The sequence below is a fragment of the Rossellomorea vietnamensis genome, from assembly GCF_001305855.1.
In the GTDB taxonomy this organism is placed as follows: domain Bacteria; phylum Bacillota; class Bacilli; order Bacillales; family Bacillaceae_B; genus Rossellomorea; species Rossellomorea vietnamensis_A.
Genome location: NZ_LIXZ01000020.1, coordinates 1 through 17,077, shown reverse-complemented (window position 1 = coordinate 17,077; position 17,077 = coordinate 1). Strand labels below are relative to the sequence as shown.

The window sequence follows — 17,077 nt, the reverse complement described above, 5'->3', positions numbered from 1 at the left end:
TCCCTCCTTATTCGGCGAAGATGATATCAACTTTAGAATGAGGAGGGGATTCTGATGAAGCCAGGTACACTTCGTCAAATTCTTTTAATTACGGATGGTTGCTCAAATCAAGGAGAAGATCCAATTGCGATGGCAGCCCTTGCCAAGGAGCAGGGAATCTCGGTCAATGTAATTGGTGTAATGGATAATGACGTCATAGATGATAATGGAATGCAGGAAATTGAAGGGATTGCTCTATCGGGGGGTGGGGTGAGCCAGATCGTATATGCAGAAACGCTTTCCCAAACGGTACAGATGGTCACTCGTAAAGCCATGACACAGACCTTGCAGGGAGTCGTGAATAAAGAGTTGAAACAAATCCTCGGGAAATCTGCCTCCATGGAAGAACTTCCTCCCGAACAGCGTGGAGAGGTTATGGAAGTAGTGGATGAATTGGGTGAATCCGTCGATATGGAAGTGTTGATTCTTGTCGATACGTCTGCAAGCATGAAGCACAAGCTTCCGACGGTTAAAGAAGCCTTGCTGGATCTATCATTAAGCTTGAATGCACGGATGGGTGATAACAAGTTTTCTGTGTTTGTATTTCCCGGGAAACGACAAGATGTCGAAAAATTGCTGGATTGGACACCAAGACTCGAAACACTGACGAGTATTTTCTCTAAATTGTCTCCAGGCGGAATCACTCCAACCGGACCGGCGATCTCAGAAGCCATTACACACTTTAAGAAAAAACGTTCATTAAGGGGATTGCTCTCTCGTGGCGATGATGAACAATACTTCGAAGAAACCATTTAGTTTCCCCCCTGGAACAGTTATAAGAGGTAAGTGGTATAAACATATCTATACGATTGTAAAAGAATTGGGGTACGGGGCGAACGGGATTGTCTATCTTGTGCAAGGGTCCTCAGGATACCAGGCGTTAAAAATGAGTGACAGCAATGTGTCGATTACATCTGAAGTCAATGTATTAAAAGCTTTCTCAAAGGTCCAAGGTTCTCCCCTTGGGCCCAAGCTTCTTGATGTGGACGATTGGGAATTAAGGGGGCAGAAAATCCATTTCTACGTGATGGAATATATACAGGGAACCGATCTCTTGTCATTTGTTCAATCGAAGGGATTCTCCTGGACAGGTGTCCTCGTTGCTCAGCTCCTGACAGACTTGGAGAGGATTCATAAGGAAGGATGGGTTTTTGGGGATCTAAAACCTGAAAACTTGATTGTGACAGGTCCCCCTTACAGGATTCGCTGTATTGATGTTGGGGGAACCACCCTTAATGGCCGGGCGATCAAAGAGTTTACGGAGTTTTTTGATAGGGGGTATTGGATTGGGGGATCCAGGAGGGCGGAACCTTCCTATGATCTTTTCTCAGTAGGGATGATCCTTATCAATTTGGCCTATCCAACGCGTTTCACTAAGACCGGGGAAGGGAATATAAAACAACTGAGGCAGGCTGTGGATTCGAAGGATCAGCTGAAAAAATTCGCAGGGACGATCCTGGATGCCCTCGATGGCCAATTTCAAACCGCCAGCGAAATGAGAGAGAGTCTTTTACATGGACTCTCGCATGCTCAACCGGTGCAGCAGCTGAAACCGAAACCGAAGGCCCAACGAACAGTGCCGCAAAGTGCTACTTTAAGAACATCTTCCCCCCATCCAAGCAGATACCAGAACAAGCGGAATAATAAATCAAGTCACTTTCTGGAGACTGTTCTTGTTGTGATCATTGTCTCGCTCCTATACGTTTTGTATATTTATGGAGAATTGTTGTAGCATAACGGTGTGAGAAATCTATAGAAATTGATACAATGGGGAAAATGGTTTTAGGAAGAGGAAGCACAATGTTAGAGCATACAGCAAAACGATTTATTCAAGATCACCAGCTCATTCAAAAGGGCGACCGCATTCTGGTAGCGGTATCAGGCGGTCCAGATTCCCTGGCGCTGCTGCATTTTCTTGAGTCGAACAAAGGAGGATTAGAAGTGGAAGTGGCCGCAGCCCATCTGGATCATATGTTCAGGGGGGACGAATCCTTTCAGGAGCTTCAGTTCGTCGAGGATTTCTGTCACGAGCGAAATATCCCCTTCTACGGAAAACGGGTGAATGTTTCGAAAGAAATCGAAGCCGCAAATGGAAGCATGCAGGATATCGCCCGAAAGACTCGCTATAGGTTTCTGGAGGATGTCATGAGAGAGGTGTCAGCCACCAAACTGGCCTTGGGTCATCACGGGGATGATCAAGTGGAGACGATCCTGATGAAGTTGACAAGAGGGGCATCGGGGGCGGGTAGAGCCGGCATTCCCCTGAAACGATCATTTGCTGACGGTGACATAATCCGGCCGTTCCTCGCTGTGACTAAAATGGAGATCGAGGATTATTGTGTTAGACATGATCTAGAACCGCGGAGAGATCCCAGTAACCAGAAGGAAGTTTATACAAGGAATCGGTTTAGAAAGAGAATCCTTCCATTCTTAAAACAGGAAAACCCTCATGTCCATCTTCAATTTCAACGATTTAGTGAAGAAATAGCAGAAGATGAGGCATATTTAGAGGAATTAACAAAGGAAAAGTTGAATAAGGTATGGAATAACACCGGGGATCACTCCTCAATACATATCGATGGTTTTCTTGCAATGGCTCAGCCTTTACAAAGAAGAGGGATTAATCTAATATTAAACTATCTTTACAAATTAAGACCATCTTCCTTATCGTCTATACATATTTACGGTGTATTGGGTATTTTAAAAGGAAAAGCGCCGAATGCCAGCATAGACTTACCAAAGGGGCTTAAGGTAACACGTGCGTATCATACATGCTATTTTCACTTTGGAGAATTAGCCTTAACCGAGGGTCCATATTGTTATGAGCTGCAGGTTGATAAGGGGCTGGACATTCAAGGTGAATATCAGTTTCATCTTTATTCTTCCCCGCACACTCCGGATCGTACCAGTGATGTGATCTATCTTGATCCAAGTGCTGTGTCCCTCCCTCTTTACGTGCGAACGAGAAGAAAAGAGGATAGAATGAAAGTGAAGGGGATGGCAGGCTCCAAGAAGCTGAAAACCCTCTTTATCGATCATAAACTTCCCGCTCACCTTCGTGAGGAGTGGCCGGTTGTAGTGGACGCTGAACAACAGATCCTCTGGGTTCCGGGAATGAAGAAGTCTATTTACGATTTGGGAGAAGAGCAGGAAAATAGTTTAGTACTACAATTTACAAGCAATCATCTTCTAGGAGGCAGTTGAACATTGTTAAACCAAGATATTGAGAAAGTGTTAATTTCAGAAGAAGAACTTCAAGAAAAAATTAAAGCATTAGGTGCACAATTAACAGAGGAATATCAAGATCGTTTTCCTTTGGCAATTGGCGTTTTAAAAGGTGCGATGCCTTTCATGGCTGACCTTTGCAAGCGCATGGATACTCATATGGAAATGGATTTCATGGATGTATCCAGCTACGGGAATTCTACTGTCTCTTCAGGAGAAGTAAAGATTGTGAAAGATTTAGATACAAAAGTGGAAGGCCGGGATATCCTCATCATTGAAGATATCATCGACAGCGGATTGACGTTAAGCTATCTGGTGGAGCTTTTCCGCTATCGTAAGGCAAAATCCATCAGCATTGTGACTCTGCTTGACAAACCAACCGGTCGTAAAGCAGATATCAAAGCGGACTACGTCGGCTTTATTGTCCCTGACGAGTTCGTCGTCGGATATGGTCTCGATTACGCTGAAAGATATCGTAATCTGCCGTATATCGGTGTTTTAAAACCAAGAGTGTATACAACTGGAGAATAAGTATATTCTAAAGAGGAATCTTGTAAGTGCAATTTGTTGTAATGCCATGATTTTCTATGATACTATTTTACTTAGTTTGTTTACCCGTGGGAGGAGGTAAGGGATGAACCGGATCTTTCGAAACACCATATTCTATTTACTAGTCTTTTTAGTGATTATAGGTGTGGTGAGTTATTTCAGTAACAACAACGAGCCAACCAAAAATATCGAGTACAGTACATTTATTAATAACCTTGAAGACGGAGATGTTTCTTCTTTTTCAATTCAGCCCGGCAGAGGTGTTTATGAAGTAAAAGGACAAATGGAAGGGGCTAAAGAAGGAGAGTACTTCTTGACCTATGTCCTTACCACAGATGGAAAGCTGATGGATAAGATCAATACTGCGGCATCGGAGCAAGGTATCGATGTGGAAGTATTACAGGCCAAGGAAACAAGCGGCTGGGTATCTTTCTTCACAACCATCATTCCGTTTGTCATCATCTTCATCCTGTTCTTCTTCTTACTTAACCAAGCTCAAGGCGGTGGAAGCCGTGTCATGAACTTCGGTAAGAGTAAAGCTAAGCTTTACAGTGAAGAGAAGAAGAAAGTCCGCTTTAAAGATGTAGCGGGTGCAGATGAAGAAAAGCAGGAGCTTGTAGAGGTAGTGGAATTCTTAAAGGATCCACGCAAGTTCTCTGAAGTGGGTGCCCGCATTCCGAAGGGTGTCCTTCTAGTGGGACCTCCTGGTACAGGTAAAACCCTACTTGCACGAGCTGTAGCTGGAGAAGCGGGAGTTCCTTTCTTCTCAATCAGTGGTTCCGACTTCGTTGAAATGTTTGTCGGTGTCGGTGCATCTCGAGTACGTGACTTATTTGAAAACGCGAAGAAGAACGCCCCTTGTATCATCTTCATTGATGAGATCGATGCAGTCGGTCGTCAACGTGGAGCAGGATTGGGCGGAGGTCACGATGAGCGTGAACAAACCCTGAACCAGTTACTTGTTGAAATGGACGGTTTCGGAGCGAACGAAGGTATCATCATCGTCGCTGCTACGAACCGACCTGACATTCTGGATCCGGCATTATTGCGTCCAGGACGTTTCGACCGTCAAATCACAGTAGATCGTCCTGACCTTAGAGGTCGTGAAGCTGTTCTTAAAGTACATTCTCATAATAAACCGCTTGATGATTCAGTGGATCTAAAAGCGATTGCCATGAGAACACCAGGCTTCTCCGGAGCCGATTTGGAAAACCTTCTGAACGAAGCGGCACTTGTGGCGGCTCGTGAAGATAAGAAGAAAATTGATATGCGCGATATCGACGAAGCAACGGACCGTGTCATTGCAGGTCCTGCCAAGAAGAGCAAAGTCATATCTGAAAAAGAACGTAAAATCGTGGCATTCCACGAAGCGGGTCACACCGTGATCGGATTAGTCCTTGATGAAGCTGACATGGTACATAAGGTAACCATCGTTCCTCGTGGGCAGGCTGGCGGCTACGCTGTCATGCTTCCTAAAGAAGATCGTTACTTCATGACGAAGCCTGAGCTTCTTGATAAGATTACCGGATTACTTGGTGGTCGTGTGGCAGAGGAAATCATCTTCGGAGATGTATCCACTGGTGCACACAATGACTTCCAACGTGCAACTGGAATCGCCCGTAAAATGGTCACTGAATATGGTATGAGTGATAAGCTCGGACCACTTCAGTTCGGTCAATCCCAGGGTGGTCAAGTGTTCCTTGGACGTGACATCAATAGTGAACAAAACTATTCAGATGCCATCGCGTATGAAATTGACTTAGAAATGCAGCGTCTCATCAAAGAAAGCTATGAGAGAGCGAAGCGAATTCTTACTGAAAATCGTGAAAAGCTTGAACTCATTGCCAAAACTTTATTGGATATAGAAACATTAGACGCAGCGCAAATCAAGTCTCTGATGGATCACGGCAAATTGCCTGAACGCACATATGAATCCGATCAGGAAAACAGTGACGTGAAGGTGAACATCCAAAAGAAAAATGAAGACACTGCGATTGTAGAAGACACGACTTCAAAAGAAGACGACACTAATTCTGATCGCACATAATAATGAAGGGTGCATCCATTTATGGGTGCATCCTTTTTGTTGTGGAATCCTGACCAGCCGGTTGCTTTTATACTCATCCAGCTCCACCGGCTAGCCCCTCGAGGTCATAAGTCAACTTCACCAAAAAGGCAAAAAACGCCTTTCCGGTGAAGTCGCCTTATGCTTGTCGGGTCTGACCAAGCCGGTTCCGCTTTTGTACCTATTCTAAATAAATTATGGTATGATGTTGGCAGTGTGAAAACAATTGGCTTAGTAGGTGAGGATATTGATTTTTGTAATGGATGTAGGGAATACCAATATTGTGTTTGGTGTATATGAAAATGACCATTTAAAATATCATTGGAGAGCTGAAACGAATCGACATAAAACCGAAGATGAGTTCGGCATGCTTGTAAAGAATCTATTTGAGCATGTGAATTTGACGTTTGAGGAAATTGACGGAATCATCATTTCTTCTGTTGTCCCTCCGATCATGTTCAGTTTGGAACGCATGTGTGAGAAGTATTTTCATATTACTCCACTTGTTGTTGGACCCGGGATTAAGACAGGCTTGAACATCAAGTATGAAAATCCCAGGGAAGTCGGAGCGGATCGAATCGTCAATGCAGTCGCCGGCATTCATGAATACGGCGGCCCGCTCATCATCGTTGACTTCGGTACAGCGACGACGTATTGCTATATCAATGAAGAACGACAATATATGGGTGGCGCGATTGCCCCGGGAATAGGAATATCAACGGAGGCGCTGTACTCGAAGGCTGCCAAACTGCCAAGGATTGAAATCGCTCGTCCAGAACAGATCATTGGAAAGAATACCGTAACAGCTATGCAGGCGGGTATTCTTTATGGATATGTCGGACAAGTCGAAGGTATCGTTCAAAGAATGAAAGCGCAAAGTAAGAAAGAACCAACGGTCATTGCCACGGGAGGATTAGCCACGCTGATTTCGAAAGAATCCAATAGCATAGACGTAGTAGATCCATTCCTGACGTTAAAAGGGCTGAAATTAATTTACAAGAGAAATATGAATTAAAGTGAAAGGGGCTGCAACCATGAGTGATTATTTAGTAAAGGCGTTAGCTTATGACGGGCAAGTACGTGCGTATGCTGTCAAAAGCACGGATACAGTAGGGGAAGCACAAAGAAGACATGGTACATGGCCGACTGCATCTGCAGCACTGGGTCGAAGCATCAGTGCCGGTGTGATGATGGGCGCCATGCTCAAAGGTGAAAATAAATTAACGATCAAAGTAGAAGGCGGCGGTCCGATCGGAGCCATCCTTGTGGACAGCAATGCAAAAGGCGAGGTCAGAGGATACGTGACCAATCCCCATGTCCACTTTGATTTGAATGAGCATGGAAAGCTTGATGTCCGCAGGGCGGTCGGTACGGAAGGTACGTTATCGGTGGTGAAAGATATCGGTATGAGGGATTATTTCTCAGGTCAGGTTCCCATTGTATCGGGGGAACTTGGGGAAGATTTCACCTATTATTTCGTCACGTCGGAACAAGTGCCTTCTTCTGTAGGGGTCGGAGTGTTGGTCAATCCAGACAACTCGATTCTTGCTGCAGGAGGATTCATCCTCCAGCTTATGCCGGGAACGGAAGATGAGACAATCACAAAGATTGAGGAGCGTCTGGCGAAGATCCCTCCAATCTCTAAATTGATCGAAAAAGGCCTGACACCTGAAGAGGTATTGGAAGAAGTGCTTGGAGAAGGGGAAGTCAAGGTACTTGAAACGCTTCCGGTGGCATTTAAGTGCCAATGCAACAAAGAGCGCTTTTCGAATGCGATCATCAGCTTAGGGGAACAGGAAATTCAAGAGATGATCGATGAAGATGGAAGTGCGGAAGCAAGCTGTCACTTCTGTAATGAAGCCTATATTTTTTCTAAAGAAGAATTAGAAGAACTGAAATCAAGCGCTAAGGAATAAATTACATCCAGGGAGAATGGGAGAATGAGAATTAAACGGTCTGTACTCATGGTGATCATAGGGGTACTGCTTGTCACGAATCTGATCACGCTTGTGTGGAACTGGTCCTCAGGGAAAGTCGGTACTCCGGAAGTAGTCGCATCGGTCGGCGGAGAATCCGTGACCCGTGAGGATTGGTTATATGAACTGGAGCAGCAACATGGAAAAGAAGAACTGAGAACTATGGTCAATCAAAAAGTGATTGACCACTTAGCAAAGAAATACGATATCTCTGTTTCAAATAAAGAAGTAGAACAGGAATACTATCTTATTCAATCCGTTTATAATGCCTATGATGAAGAAAACCTTGAAGATGAAAATACGCTGAAAAAGCAGATCAAATCTGAATTATTATTAGAGGAGCTCATCACGAAGGATGTCCAGGTTCCTGAAAAAGAGATGAAAAAATTCTATACTCAGAACGAGGACCAGTATTCAATCCCTAAAATGTATAAGCTGAAGCAGCTGAAGGTAGCGGATCAAACAGAAGCGGAACAGGTTCTGAAGGAACTCGATGGCGGATCTAACTTTGAAGCATTGGCCATGGAGCGGTCTACCGATGAGCAAAGCGCACATTTAGGAGGGGACATCGGGTATGTCCCCATTGATGGGGATATTCTTTCTCCGGAAGCGAAATCGGAGGTAGAACAGTTATCACAGGGTGAATGGACCTCCCCGATTCAACAGGATTCAGAATATGTGTTTTATTACGTAGACGGTATCCTGAAGGAGAGAGATTTTTCGTTTAAGGAAGTAAAATCACAAATTCGCAGACAGATTGCTTTAGAACAAGTCGAAACACCGTTAAAGCCTGAATCCTTTTGGGATGAAGTGAACGTCGAGTGGTTTTATGGCAAACAGGAATAATGAAGGAGCTGGCTTCGGTCAGCTCCTTTTACATACTTCGATTCCTTTAAACGAAACATAGGATAAGTGCAAGGTGCATATAAATGTAGGTGAGTGAGGGTGTGCAATCGCGGAAGTGTGCACATGGAGAAGTGCCCTGGAAAGAAAAGCATTATCGTTGACAAATATATTGAATATTGTTACATTTTATTAAAACCAACAAATTTACTTGGAATTAGGAGTGATGAACGAATGGTGAGAGTAGCCAATTCAATTTCAGAATTAATAGGTCAGACTCCAGTGGTAAAACTGAATCGATTAGTGGATGAGAATAGTGCGGATGTTTATTTGAAATTAGAATATATGAATCCGGGCAGTTCCGTGAAGGACCGGATCGCCCTGGCAATGATTGAAGCAGGGGAAGCTGCAGGTACGATCAAACCCGGAGATACGATCGTTGAGCCGACAAGCGGTAACACGGGCATCGGCCTTGCCATGGTCGCTGCCGCTAAAGGATACCGTTCTTTGCTCGTCATGCCTGACACGATGAGTACAGAAAGGCGCAATCTGTTACGGGCTTACGGTGCAGAACTTGTATTGACACCGGGTTCTGAAGGAATGGGTGGCGCCATTCGCAAAGCGGAAGAGCTGTCGAAAGAAAAAGGCTTCTTCATGCCGCAGCAATTCAAAAATGAAGCTAATCCTAAGGTTCATCGTGAAACGACCGGACCGGAAATCGTGGAACAGATGGGTGATCAGCTTGATGCCTTCATCGCAGGTATCGGGACGGGCGGAACGATTACAGGCGTTGGGGAAGTGTTGAAAAAGCATTATCCATCGGTTGAATTATACGCAGTCGAGCCGTCGGATTCCCCTGTTTTATCAGGAGGGAAGCCGGGTCCTCATAAGATCCAGGGAATCGGAGCCGGATTCATCCCTGAGATTTTAGATACTGATGTATATGACCATGTCATACAGGTCGATAAGGATTCAGCATTTGACTTTGCAAGAAGAGCGGCAAAAGAAGAAGGGATCCTTGGCGGAATTTCCTCCGGGGCCGCCATCTACGCCGCTCTTGAAGTAGCGAAGAAGTTAGGGAAGGGAAAAAAAGTGCTGGCCATCATCCCTAGTAACGGAGAACGCTATTTAAGCACCCCTCTTTACCAATTTGATGAAGAATAGAATGTAAATGCAGGATCCTGAAGTGTAAGTTGCTTCGGGATCTTTTTTAATGCTGAAAAATCGATCAGACCGCACATGATTTCAAATTTTTAACGATGAAACCTCCTCGAAGTTCATGTATCATGAAAGGAGATAAACATTAGGAGTGTGAGGGGTCCGTGCAGCACCTGTATTTTCATAAAAACCATACAACCAAAGAACAATTCTTCTCAGCATACGAACAGCTTAGTCAGCATCAAACACATCATATTTTGTTGGAAAGTGGCCGGGGTGGACGATATAGTGTGGCTGGACTGCGACCTGACGTCATTTTACACAGTATTCCGGAGGGCTTGAGTATAAAAGACTCATCTGGCACTGAAGTGATCCAAGGAGATCCGTTGATTGAGTTGGAAAAATGGATGACCCCCTATCGAACGGAAAGAAAAGAGGATCTCCCTGACTTCCAGGGGGGAGTGATCGGTTTTCTTAGTTATGACTATGCAAGAAAGATCGAGAAACTTCCTTCACTGTGGCGGGATGATCTGGAGATCCCCGACCTGTATTTTTATTACCTGAAGGAGTGGGCGGTTTTCGATCATCAGGAGAATTGTTTATGGACGATGATTTTATCCGATCAAGAGACGGAATCGGCAAAGGTGGAGCTTTCACGCTGGACATCCTCCTGGACGGGTGCCCTCTCCTCCATCAATGATACGAAGAGCAATCCTCTGCCTCTAGACAGGGCGGATATTGAAGTGTCGATGGATGAGGAAGAGTTTTCAGAGGCAGTGAAAAGAATTCAATCTTATATCTCACAGGGGGATGTCTTTCAGGTGAATTTATCTGTCCGCCAGTCTCAACAGTTGAGAACAGAGCCATATGAGGTTTATAAAAAGCTTCGGGAATTAAACCCCTCTCCCTATATGAGTTATATCCACAGCCCGGATTTCCAGATTGTGTCCGGGTCACCTGAGCTGCTCGTGAAGAAAAAAGGAACGGAAGTAAGCACAAGGCCGATTGCAGGTACCCGTTCCCGTGGTGAGAATGCCGAAGAGGATGAAAGACTTGCCCTGGAACTGATCCATAATGAAAAAGAAAGAGCCGAGCATGTGATGCTTGTGGATTTGGAGCGGAATGACCTGGGGAAGGTATGCCAATACGGGACAGTCGAAGTCAACGAGTTCATGGTGATCGAAAAATATTCCCATGTCATGCACATCGTATCAAATGTCAGGGGGAAACTGGATGAAACCAAAACGGGGGCGGACGTCATTCGTTCTGTTTTTCCCGGGGGGACGATCACAGGTGCGCCTAAAGTGAGGACGATGGAGATCATCGAAGAGCTTGAACCGGTCAGGCGGGGGATTTACACAGGCTCAATTGGCTGGATCGGGGTCAATGGCGATATGGAATTGAACATCGTCATACGGACGATGCTTGTGAAAGAAGGAAAAGGTCACATCCAGGCAGGAGCAGGAGTGGTGATTGATTCAAATCCAGCCTACGAATACAAAGAATCCCTCAAGAAAGCGAAAGCCCTCTGGGTAGCGAAGGGTATGGCGGAAGGAGAAAATCTATGATTCTCATGATTGATAACTACGATTCATTCACCTATAATCTTGTACAATTCTTAGGGGAACTTGGGGAAGAACTGATCGTGAAGCGGAACGATGAGATCACCCTCGATGAAATTGAAGCTATGTCCCCGGATTATTTGATGATTTCTCCGGGTCCGTGCAGCCCGAACGAAGCGGGTGTCAGCCTGGAAGCGATCCGGGCATTTGCCGGGAAGATTCCGATCTTCGGCGTTTGTCTCGGACATCAGTCCATCGCCCAGGTTTTCGGAGGAGACGTCATTCGAGCCGAACGGTTGATGCACGGAAAGGTCTCCCCGATGATACATGACGGGAAAACCGTATTTGAAGGGATGCCGAAACCTTTCAATGCAACGAGGTATCATTCCCTGATCGTTAAACGGGAGACTCTTCCGGATTGCTTCGACATATCTGCCGAAACCGCGCAGGGAGAAATCATGGCGATCAGACATAAATACCTTCCCGTGGAGGGAGTGCAGTTCCACCCAGAATCCATCATGACTGAGCAGGGGAAGCGGCTGCTCCTCAACTTTCTGAACGCGTATAAAAAAGTAGGGATGGCGTGACCCATGTATCTATATCTTAACGGGGATATCGTTCACCAGTCAGAAGCGGCCATTTCTCCATTTGATCACGGCTACTTGTACGGCATGGGAGTGTTTGAAACCTTTCGCACCTATGACGGCCATCCATTTTTGCTAAAGGATCATCTGAACAGACTTTCCCGGGGGTTAAAGGAATTGAATATTGAAGCCGACCTGGAAGAGGAAAAGATCAGGCGGACCATCTCGGAGCTGTTAAAGAAAAATGACCTTAAGGATGCGTATTGCCGTTTCAATGTGTCAGGTGGGCCTGGAGAAATCGGCTTGAAGACGACTCCTTATGAGGATGCAACCGTCATACTTTTTCAAAAGGAATTACCGCCACCCTCCCCTTTAAAGGAAAAAGAAGGGGTATTCCTAAAGCTTAGAAGAAACACTCCGGAAACGGGAGAACGTCTCAAATCCCATCATTACCTGAACAATATGGCGGCAAAAAGGGAAATCGGAGCATCGCCAGATAAAGAAGGCATCTTTCTGACAAAAGAAGGGTTCCTCTGTGAAGGGATCACCTCCAACCTCTTCTGGGTAAAGGACGGAGAATTATATACGCCGTCGGTGGAAACCGGACTGTTAAACGGGATCACCAGGCAGTTCATCCTGGCTCTTGCCGATCGATTGAATATACCGGTACAGGTCGGGATGTTTGAAAAAAAGGAAATGATTGAAGCGGATGAAGTGTTTTTCACGAATTCCGTTCAAGAGATCATACCGGTAAACAAAATGGATTCCATACGGTTACCGGGACGACATGGAAAGGTTGTTGGACTCTTTCATGAGCAGTACACAATATATAAACGACACTTGAATTCAATACAGGAAATGAAGCGAGGGGGATGACGCAGTGAAGTGCGGAGAATACGAACTGGATTTTACACAGAAGACGCTTATCATGGGGATACTTAATATCACTCCCGATTCGTTCTCGGATGGCGGGTCTTTCAATGAGCTGGACCGGGCTGTGGAACGTGCGAAAGAAATGGTGGAGATGGGTGCAGACATCATTGATATAGGTGGTGAGTCGACCCGGCCTGGCCATGAGGTCGTACCTGCCGAAGAAGAGATTTCTCGGGTTGTGCCGATTATTGAAGCAATCTCCCGGGAAGTGAACGTACCAATCTCCATTGACACGTATAAGGCTGCCACGGCAAGAAAAGCGCTTGAAGCAGGCGCAAGTATCATTAATGATGTATGGGGTGCGAAAAAGGACCCTGAAATGGCACGGGTAGCGGCGGATACCGGTGCCCCGATCATTCTCATGCATAACCGGGATAATCGGGAATACAGCCATTTCGTACGGGATGCGATTCAAGATTTGCAGGAGAGCATCTTCATCGCTAAGGAAGCGGGAGTAAAGGATGAACAAATCATCCTCGATCCTGGCATTGGTTTTGCCAAAACAGTACAATTGAACATAGATATGATGAGGCATCTGGATGTCATCGTCTCACTTGGCTATCCGGTTCTGCTTGGAACGTCACGGAAATCCATCATCGGACATGTCCTTGACCTCCCTGTCGAGGAAAGGATGGAAGGGACGGGGGCAACAGTTTGCTACGGTATTCAAAAAGGCTGTCACATCGTACGTGTTCATGATGTAAAGGAGATGGCACGTATGGCAAAAATGATGGATGTCCTCGTAGGAAAGGAGAAAATATATGGATAAGATTCTGTTAAATGAAATGGAGTTTTACGGCTATCACGGTGTATTCCAGGAAGAGAACAAACTTGGACAACGTTTTCGTGTTAGTGTAGAGTTGCATTTAGATTTAAGGAAGTCCGGTCAAAGCGATCAGCTTGAAGACTCCGTTAACTATGCGGAGATTTATTCCATCACTAAATCGGTTGTGGAGGGAGAGCCAAGGAATTTAGTCGAAGCCGTGGCTGAAGACATCTCTTCCCGAATCCTGGAAACATTCAATGCTGTCAAGAGCTGTAAAATCACACTAATCAAGCCTGATCCACCCATTCCAGGTCATTACCAATCGGTGGCGGTGGAGATTAATAGGAGTCGATAGGATGAATACTGCATATATTTCACTTGGTTCCAATATGGGAGACAGGGCGGGTTATTTAGAAAAAGCCATAAACATCTTAGGCAGTCATGGTAAGATAGAGGTAACGAAACAATCCTCTCTGTATGAAACAGACCCGGTAGGATTTACAGAACAAGATGAATTTTTGAACATGGTCATCGAAATTCGTACCAGTTTAAGTCCAGAAACTCTATTACATCAGTGCTTGCAGGTGGAAATCGACCTTGGAAGGGAAAGGGAGTTCAAATGGGGTCCGAGAATAATAGACCTGGACATCCTACTCTTTAATCGTGATACGGTCGAAACAGAGAATCTACTCATCCCTCACCCAAGGATGCAAGAAAGAGCATTTGTATTAATCCCGTTATTAGAGGTGGCTCCGCGGATTGAGCATCCTTCTTTTAATGCCCCGTTCGCTGAATTTCTGGACGAAATACCTGACAAAGAAGGAGTTCGGTTATGGAAACAGATAAATGGGGAAGACGCATTCGTGCATTCAGAAAGCTAAAAGGATATACTCAGGAAAGTTTGGCCAAGGAGCTTTCCATCTCCGTGTCGGTCCTTGGAGAAGTGGAAAGAGGGAGTCGGATACCGAAAGAGGATTTCTTGGTGAATGTTGCAGAAGTACTGAACATCCCCCTGGACGATCTTATCCCCCAAGAAGAAACCGGCCGTAGTCAGTAAATGCCCCTTGATTCACCTGTATTCCTTTTTATGTTATTCTAGATAAGGCTGTAACCAATATGTGACACTGTCACCCAATTGGATCGGCCTTTTTTAGATTTCTCGATAGGTTTTCGTGCATCTCGACGTACGTTTCTGAAATTACTCGTACTTTAGGGGTGTTACAAACATAGATATTGTGTAAAATAGTATGGTATATAACCGTATTAGTCTACTAAAGCAAGCAGATAGAATAGGAGTGAAACACATGAGTCACGAAGAAATCAATGACCAGCTTCGCGTAAGACGCGAAAAGATGGAAGCCATCCGTGAAAAAGGACAGGATCCATTCGGTAAACGATATGATCGTACACACAGTTCATCGGATATCAAATCTCAATTCGATGAGTTTTCTAAAGAGGAACTGGAAGAGAAAGATATCACCGTCACGATTGCAGGCCGTATCATGACGAAGCGTGGAAAAGGAAAAGCGGGATTTGCCCACCTTCAGGACCTGGCTGGACAAGTTCAAATCTATGTTCGTAAAGATGCCATCGGTGAAGAAGCATATGAGGTTTTCAATACAGCAGACCTTGGTGATATCGTAGGGATCACAGGTACTGTATTCAAAACAAAAGTAGGGGAACTTTCTGTTAAAGCGAAAGAATTCCACCTGCTGACGAAGGCACTTCGCCCGCTTCCTGAAAAATTTCACGGATTAAAAGACGTTGAACAACGTTACCGTCAGCGTTATCTGGACCTGATTACAAGCCAGGAAAGCAAAGAAACGTTCATCGCCCGCAGCCGCATCATTCAATCTATGAGAAGATACCTGGATAACAACGGTTACCTGGAAGTAGAGACACCAATGATGCACGCAATCGCAGGTGGGGCTTCTGCCCGTCCGTTCAATACACATCATAACGCTCTTGATATGCCGCTTTATATGCGTATCGCCATCGAGCTTCATTTAAAACGCCTGATCGTCGGTGGACTTGAAAAAGTATACGAAATTGGACGTGTATTCCGTAACGAAGGAGTTTCAACAAGACATAATCCTGAGTTCACGATGATCGAGCTTTACGAAGCGTATGCAGATTACCGTGATATCATGGCTTTGACTGAAAACCTTGTTGCTCACATTGCGAAAGAAGTATTCGGATCTACTACGGTTCAATACGCTGACAATGAAATCAATCTTGAGCCGGAATGGACTCGCCTTCATATGGTAGATGCCGTTAAAGAGCAAACGGGTGTTGACTTCTGGCAGGAAATGTCCGATGAAGATGCACGGGCCCTTGCAAAAGAACACGGCATCGAAATCAAAGACAATATGCAATATGGTCACGTCGTCAATGAATTCTTCGAACAAAAGGTGGAAGATAAGTTAATTCAGCCAACCTTCATCTATGGTCATCCCGTGGAAATTTCTCCACTTGCGAAGAAGAATGACGAAGACCCACGCTTTACAGACCGCTTTGAACTATTCATCGTTGGCCGTGAACATGCCAATGCCTTCACGGAGCTCAATGATCCGATCGATCAAAGAGAACGCTTTGAGGCACAATTAAAAGAAAGAGAAGAAGGAAACGACGAAGCCCACATGATGGATAATGATTTCATCGAGGCTCTTGAATACGGAATGCCTCCAACTGGTGGCCTCGGAATCGGTATCGACAGACTTGTTATGCTGTTAACCAATTCCCCATCCATCCGGGACGTGCTATTATTCCCATTAATGCGTCACCGTGACTAATAAGATATATAGGAACAGCCGGGGTTTCAGCCTCGGCTGTTTTTTTTGAATCGTATCGAAAAGGATGGCAGATAATAATTTGGTGCAAACACTCTATCGGGACTAAAGGCACTCTTTCTTTTACGCAAAAATGAAAGGAAACAATGTCATTAGACTGATATTCTATAGAAGTTAAAAAAGAATCATAAAAACTCTTGCCCCAAGGTTTTTATGGTGGTATAGTATTATCTGTTGCCGCAAAACGCGACACACAACACGAAAAACTTTTTAAAAAAAGTTATTGACTTAGAAGAGTCGATAATGTAATATTTAAAGGGTCGCTTCAAACAGAAGCACATACACATTGAACCTTGAAAACTGAACAAAACAAGACAATACGTCAACGTTAATTCTAGATTTATTTTTAAAGAGCTATTCAAACTTTTATCGGAGAGTTTGATCCTGGCTCAGGACGAACGCTGGCGGCGTGCCTAATACATGCAAGTCGAGCGGATTGATGGGAGCTTGCTCCCTGATATCAGCGGCGGACGGGTGAGTAACACGTGGGTAACCTGCCTGTAAGACTGGGATAACTCCGGGAAACCG

17 protein-coding genes and 1 rRNA gene are annotated in these 17,077 nt (G+C 45.0%); all 18 read left to right on the top strand.

What is annotated here, in order from left to right; all coding sequences use genetic code 11:
• The first annotated feature begins 54 nt into the window (after nt 1-54).
• Nucleotides 55-795, top strand: a complete 741-nt coding sequence (locus tag AM506_RS18635) for a VWA domain-containing protein (RefSeq protein ID WP_060674201.1) — start codon at nt 55-57, stop codon at nt 793-795.
• Nucleotides 764-1,771, top strand: a complete 1,008-nt coding sequence (locus AM506_RS18630) for a protein kinase domain-containing protein (protein WP_060674268.1) — start codon at nt 764-766, stop codon at nt 1,769-1,771. Before AM506_RS18635 ends, AM506_RS18630 begins: the two co-directional genes overlap by 32 nt.
• Nucleotides 1,772-1,839: 68 nt before the next feature.
• A complete protein-coding gene (tilS, locus tag AM506_RS18625; protein WP_060674199.1) occupies nt 1,840-3,243 on the top strand; it encodes a tRNA lysidine(34) synthetase TilS in 1,404 nt (467 codons plus the stop codon).
• 3 nt (nt 3,244-3,246) lie between these two features.
• Nucleotides 3,247-3,795 carry a hypoxanthine phosphoribosyltransferase gene (gene hpt, locus AM506_RS23195; protein ID WP_034762998.1) on the top strand — a complete coding sequence of 183 codons (549 nt, stop codon included), beginning with the start codon at nt 3,247-3,249 and terminating at the stop codon, nt 3,793-3,795.
• Between the two features lie 103 nt (nt 3,796-3,898).
• Nucleotides 3,899-5,860: an ATP-dependent zinc metalloprotease FtsH gene (gene ftsH / locus AM506_RS18615; protein WP_060674197.1), complete on the top strand. Its 1,962-nt coding sequence runs from the start codon at nt 3,899-3,901 to the stop codon at nt 5,858-5,860.
• 265 nt (nt 5,861-6,125) lie between these two features.
• Nucleotides 6,126-6,893, top strand: coding sequence for a type III pantothenate kinase (locus AM506_RS18610; protein ID WP_179126166.1), 768 nt, complete (start codon nt 6,126-6,128; stop codon nt 6,891-6,893).
• Between the two features lie 19 nt (nt 6,894-6,912).
• Nucleotides 6,913-7,794: an Hsp33 family molecular chaperone HslO gene (gene hslO, locus AM506_RS18605; protein WP_060674195.1), complete on the top strand. Its 882-nt coding sequence runs from the start codon at nt 6,913-6,915 to the stop codon at nt 7,792-7,794.
• 24 nt (nt 7,795-7,818) lie between these two features.
• Complete coding sequence (locus AM506_RS18600) at nt 7,819-8,700, top strand: peptidyl-prolyl cis-trans isomerase (RefSeq protein WP_060674193.1); 882 nt, start codon at nt 7,819-7,821, stop codon at nt 8,698-8,700.
• Nucleotides 8,701-8,931: 231 nt separating this feature from the next.
• Nucleotides 8,932-9,861 (top strand): cysteine synthase A, encoded by a 930-nt coding sequence (gene cysK, locus AM506_RS18595; protein ID WP_060674192.1) that lies wholly within the window; start codon nt 8,932-8,934, stop codon nt 9,859-9,861.
• Between the two features lie 158 nt (nt 9,862-10,019).
• On the top strand, nt 10,020-11,423 hold the full coding sequence (gene pabB, locus AM506_RS18590; protein WP_060674190.1) for an aminodeoxychorismate synthase, component I: 1,404 nt from the start codon (nt 10,020-10,022) through the stop codon (nt 11,421-11,423).
• On the top strand, nt 11,420-12,004 hold the full coding sequence (gene pabA, locus AM506_RS18585) for an aminodeoxychorismate/anthranilate synthase component II (protein WP_060674188.1): 585 nt from the start codon (nt 11,420-11,422) through the stop codon (nt 12,002-12,004). The genes pabB and pabA overlap by 4 nt, the downstream gene beginning before the upstream one ends.
• Before the next feature lie 3 nt (nt 12,005-12,007).
• On the top strand, nt 12,008-12,877 hold the full coding sequence (gene pabC, locus AM506_RS18580) for an aminodeoxychorismate lyase (protein ID WP_060674186.1): 870 nt from the start codon (nt 12,008-12,010) through the stop codon (nt 12,875-12,877).
• Nucleotides 12,878-12,929: 52 nt separating this feature from the next.
• A complete protein-coding gene (gene folP, locus AM506_RS18575) occupies nt 12,930-13,703 on the top strand; it encodes a dihydropteroate synthase (RefSeq protein ID WP_082386446.1) in 774 nt (257 codons plus the stop codon).
• Complete coding sequence (gene folB, locus AM506_RS18570; protein ID WP_060674182.1) at nt 13,696-14,055, top strand: dihydroneopterin aldolase; 360 nt, start codon at nt 13,696-13,698, stop codon at nt 14,053-14,055. Before folP ends, folB begins: the two co-directional genes overlap by 8 nt.
• Before the next feature lies 1 nt (nt 14,056).
• Entirely contained in the window at nt 14,057-14,581 is a 525-nt protein-coding gene (gene folK / locus AM506_RS18565; protein WP_060674179.1) for a 2-amino-4-hydroxy-6-hydroxymethyldihydropteridine diphosphokinase, read from the top strand.
• Entirely contained in the window at nt 14,533-14,757 is a 225-nt protein-coding gene (locus tag AM506_RS18560) for a helix-turn-helix domain-containing protein (protein WP_060674178.1), read from the top strand. The genes folK and AM506_RS18560 overlap by 49 nt, the downstream gene beginning before the upstream one ends.
• A gap of 238 nt (nt 14,758-14,995) precedes the next feature.
• The gene (gene lysS, locus AM506_RS18555) at nt 14,996-16,492 is read left to right on the top strand and encodes a lysine--tRNA ligase (RefSeq protein ID WP_200908467.1); all 1,497 of its coding nucleotides are present in this window, start codon (nt 14,996-14,998) and stop codon (nt 16,490-16,492) included.
• Between the two features lie 423 nt (nt 16,493-16,915).
• Nucleotides 16,916-17,077, top strand: a 16S ribosomal RNA gene (locus tag AM506_RS18550); the annotation flags it as partial.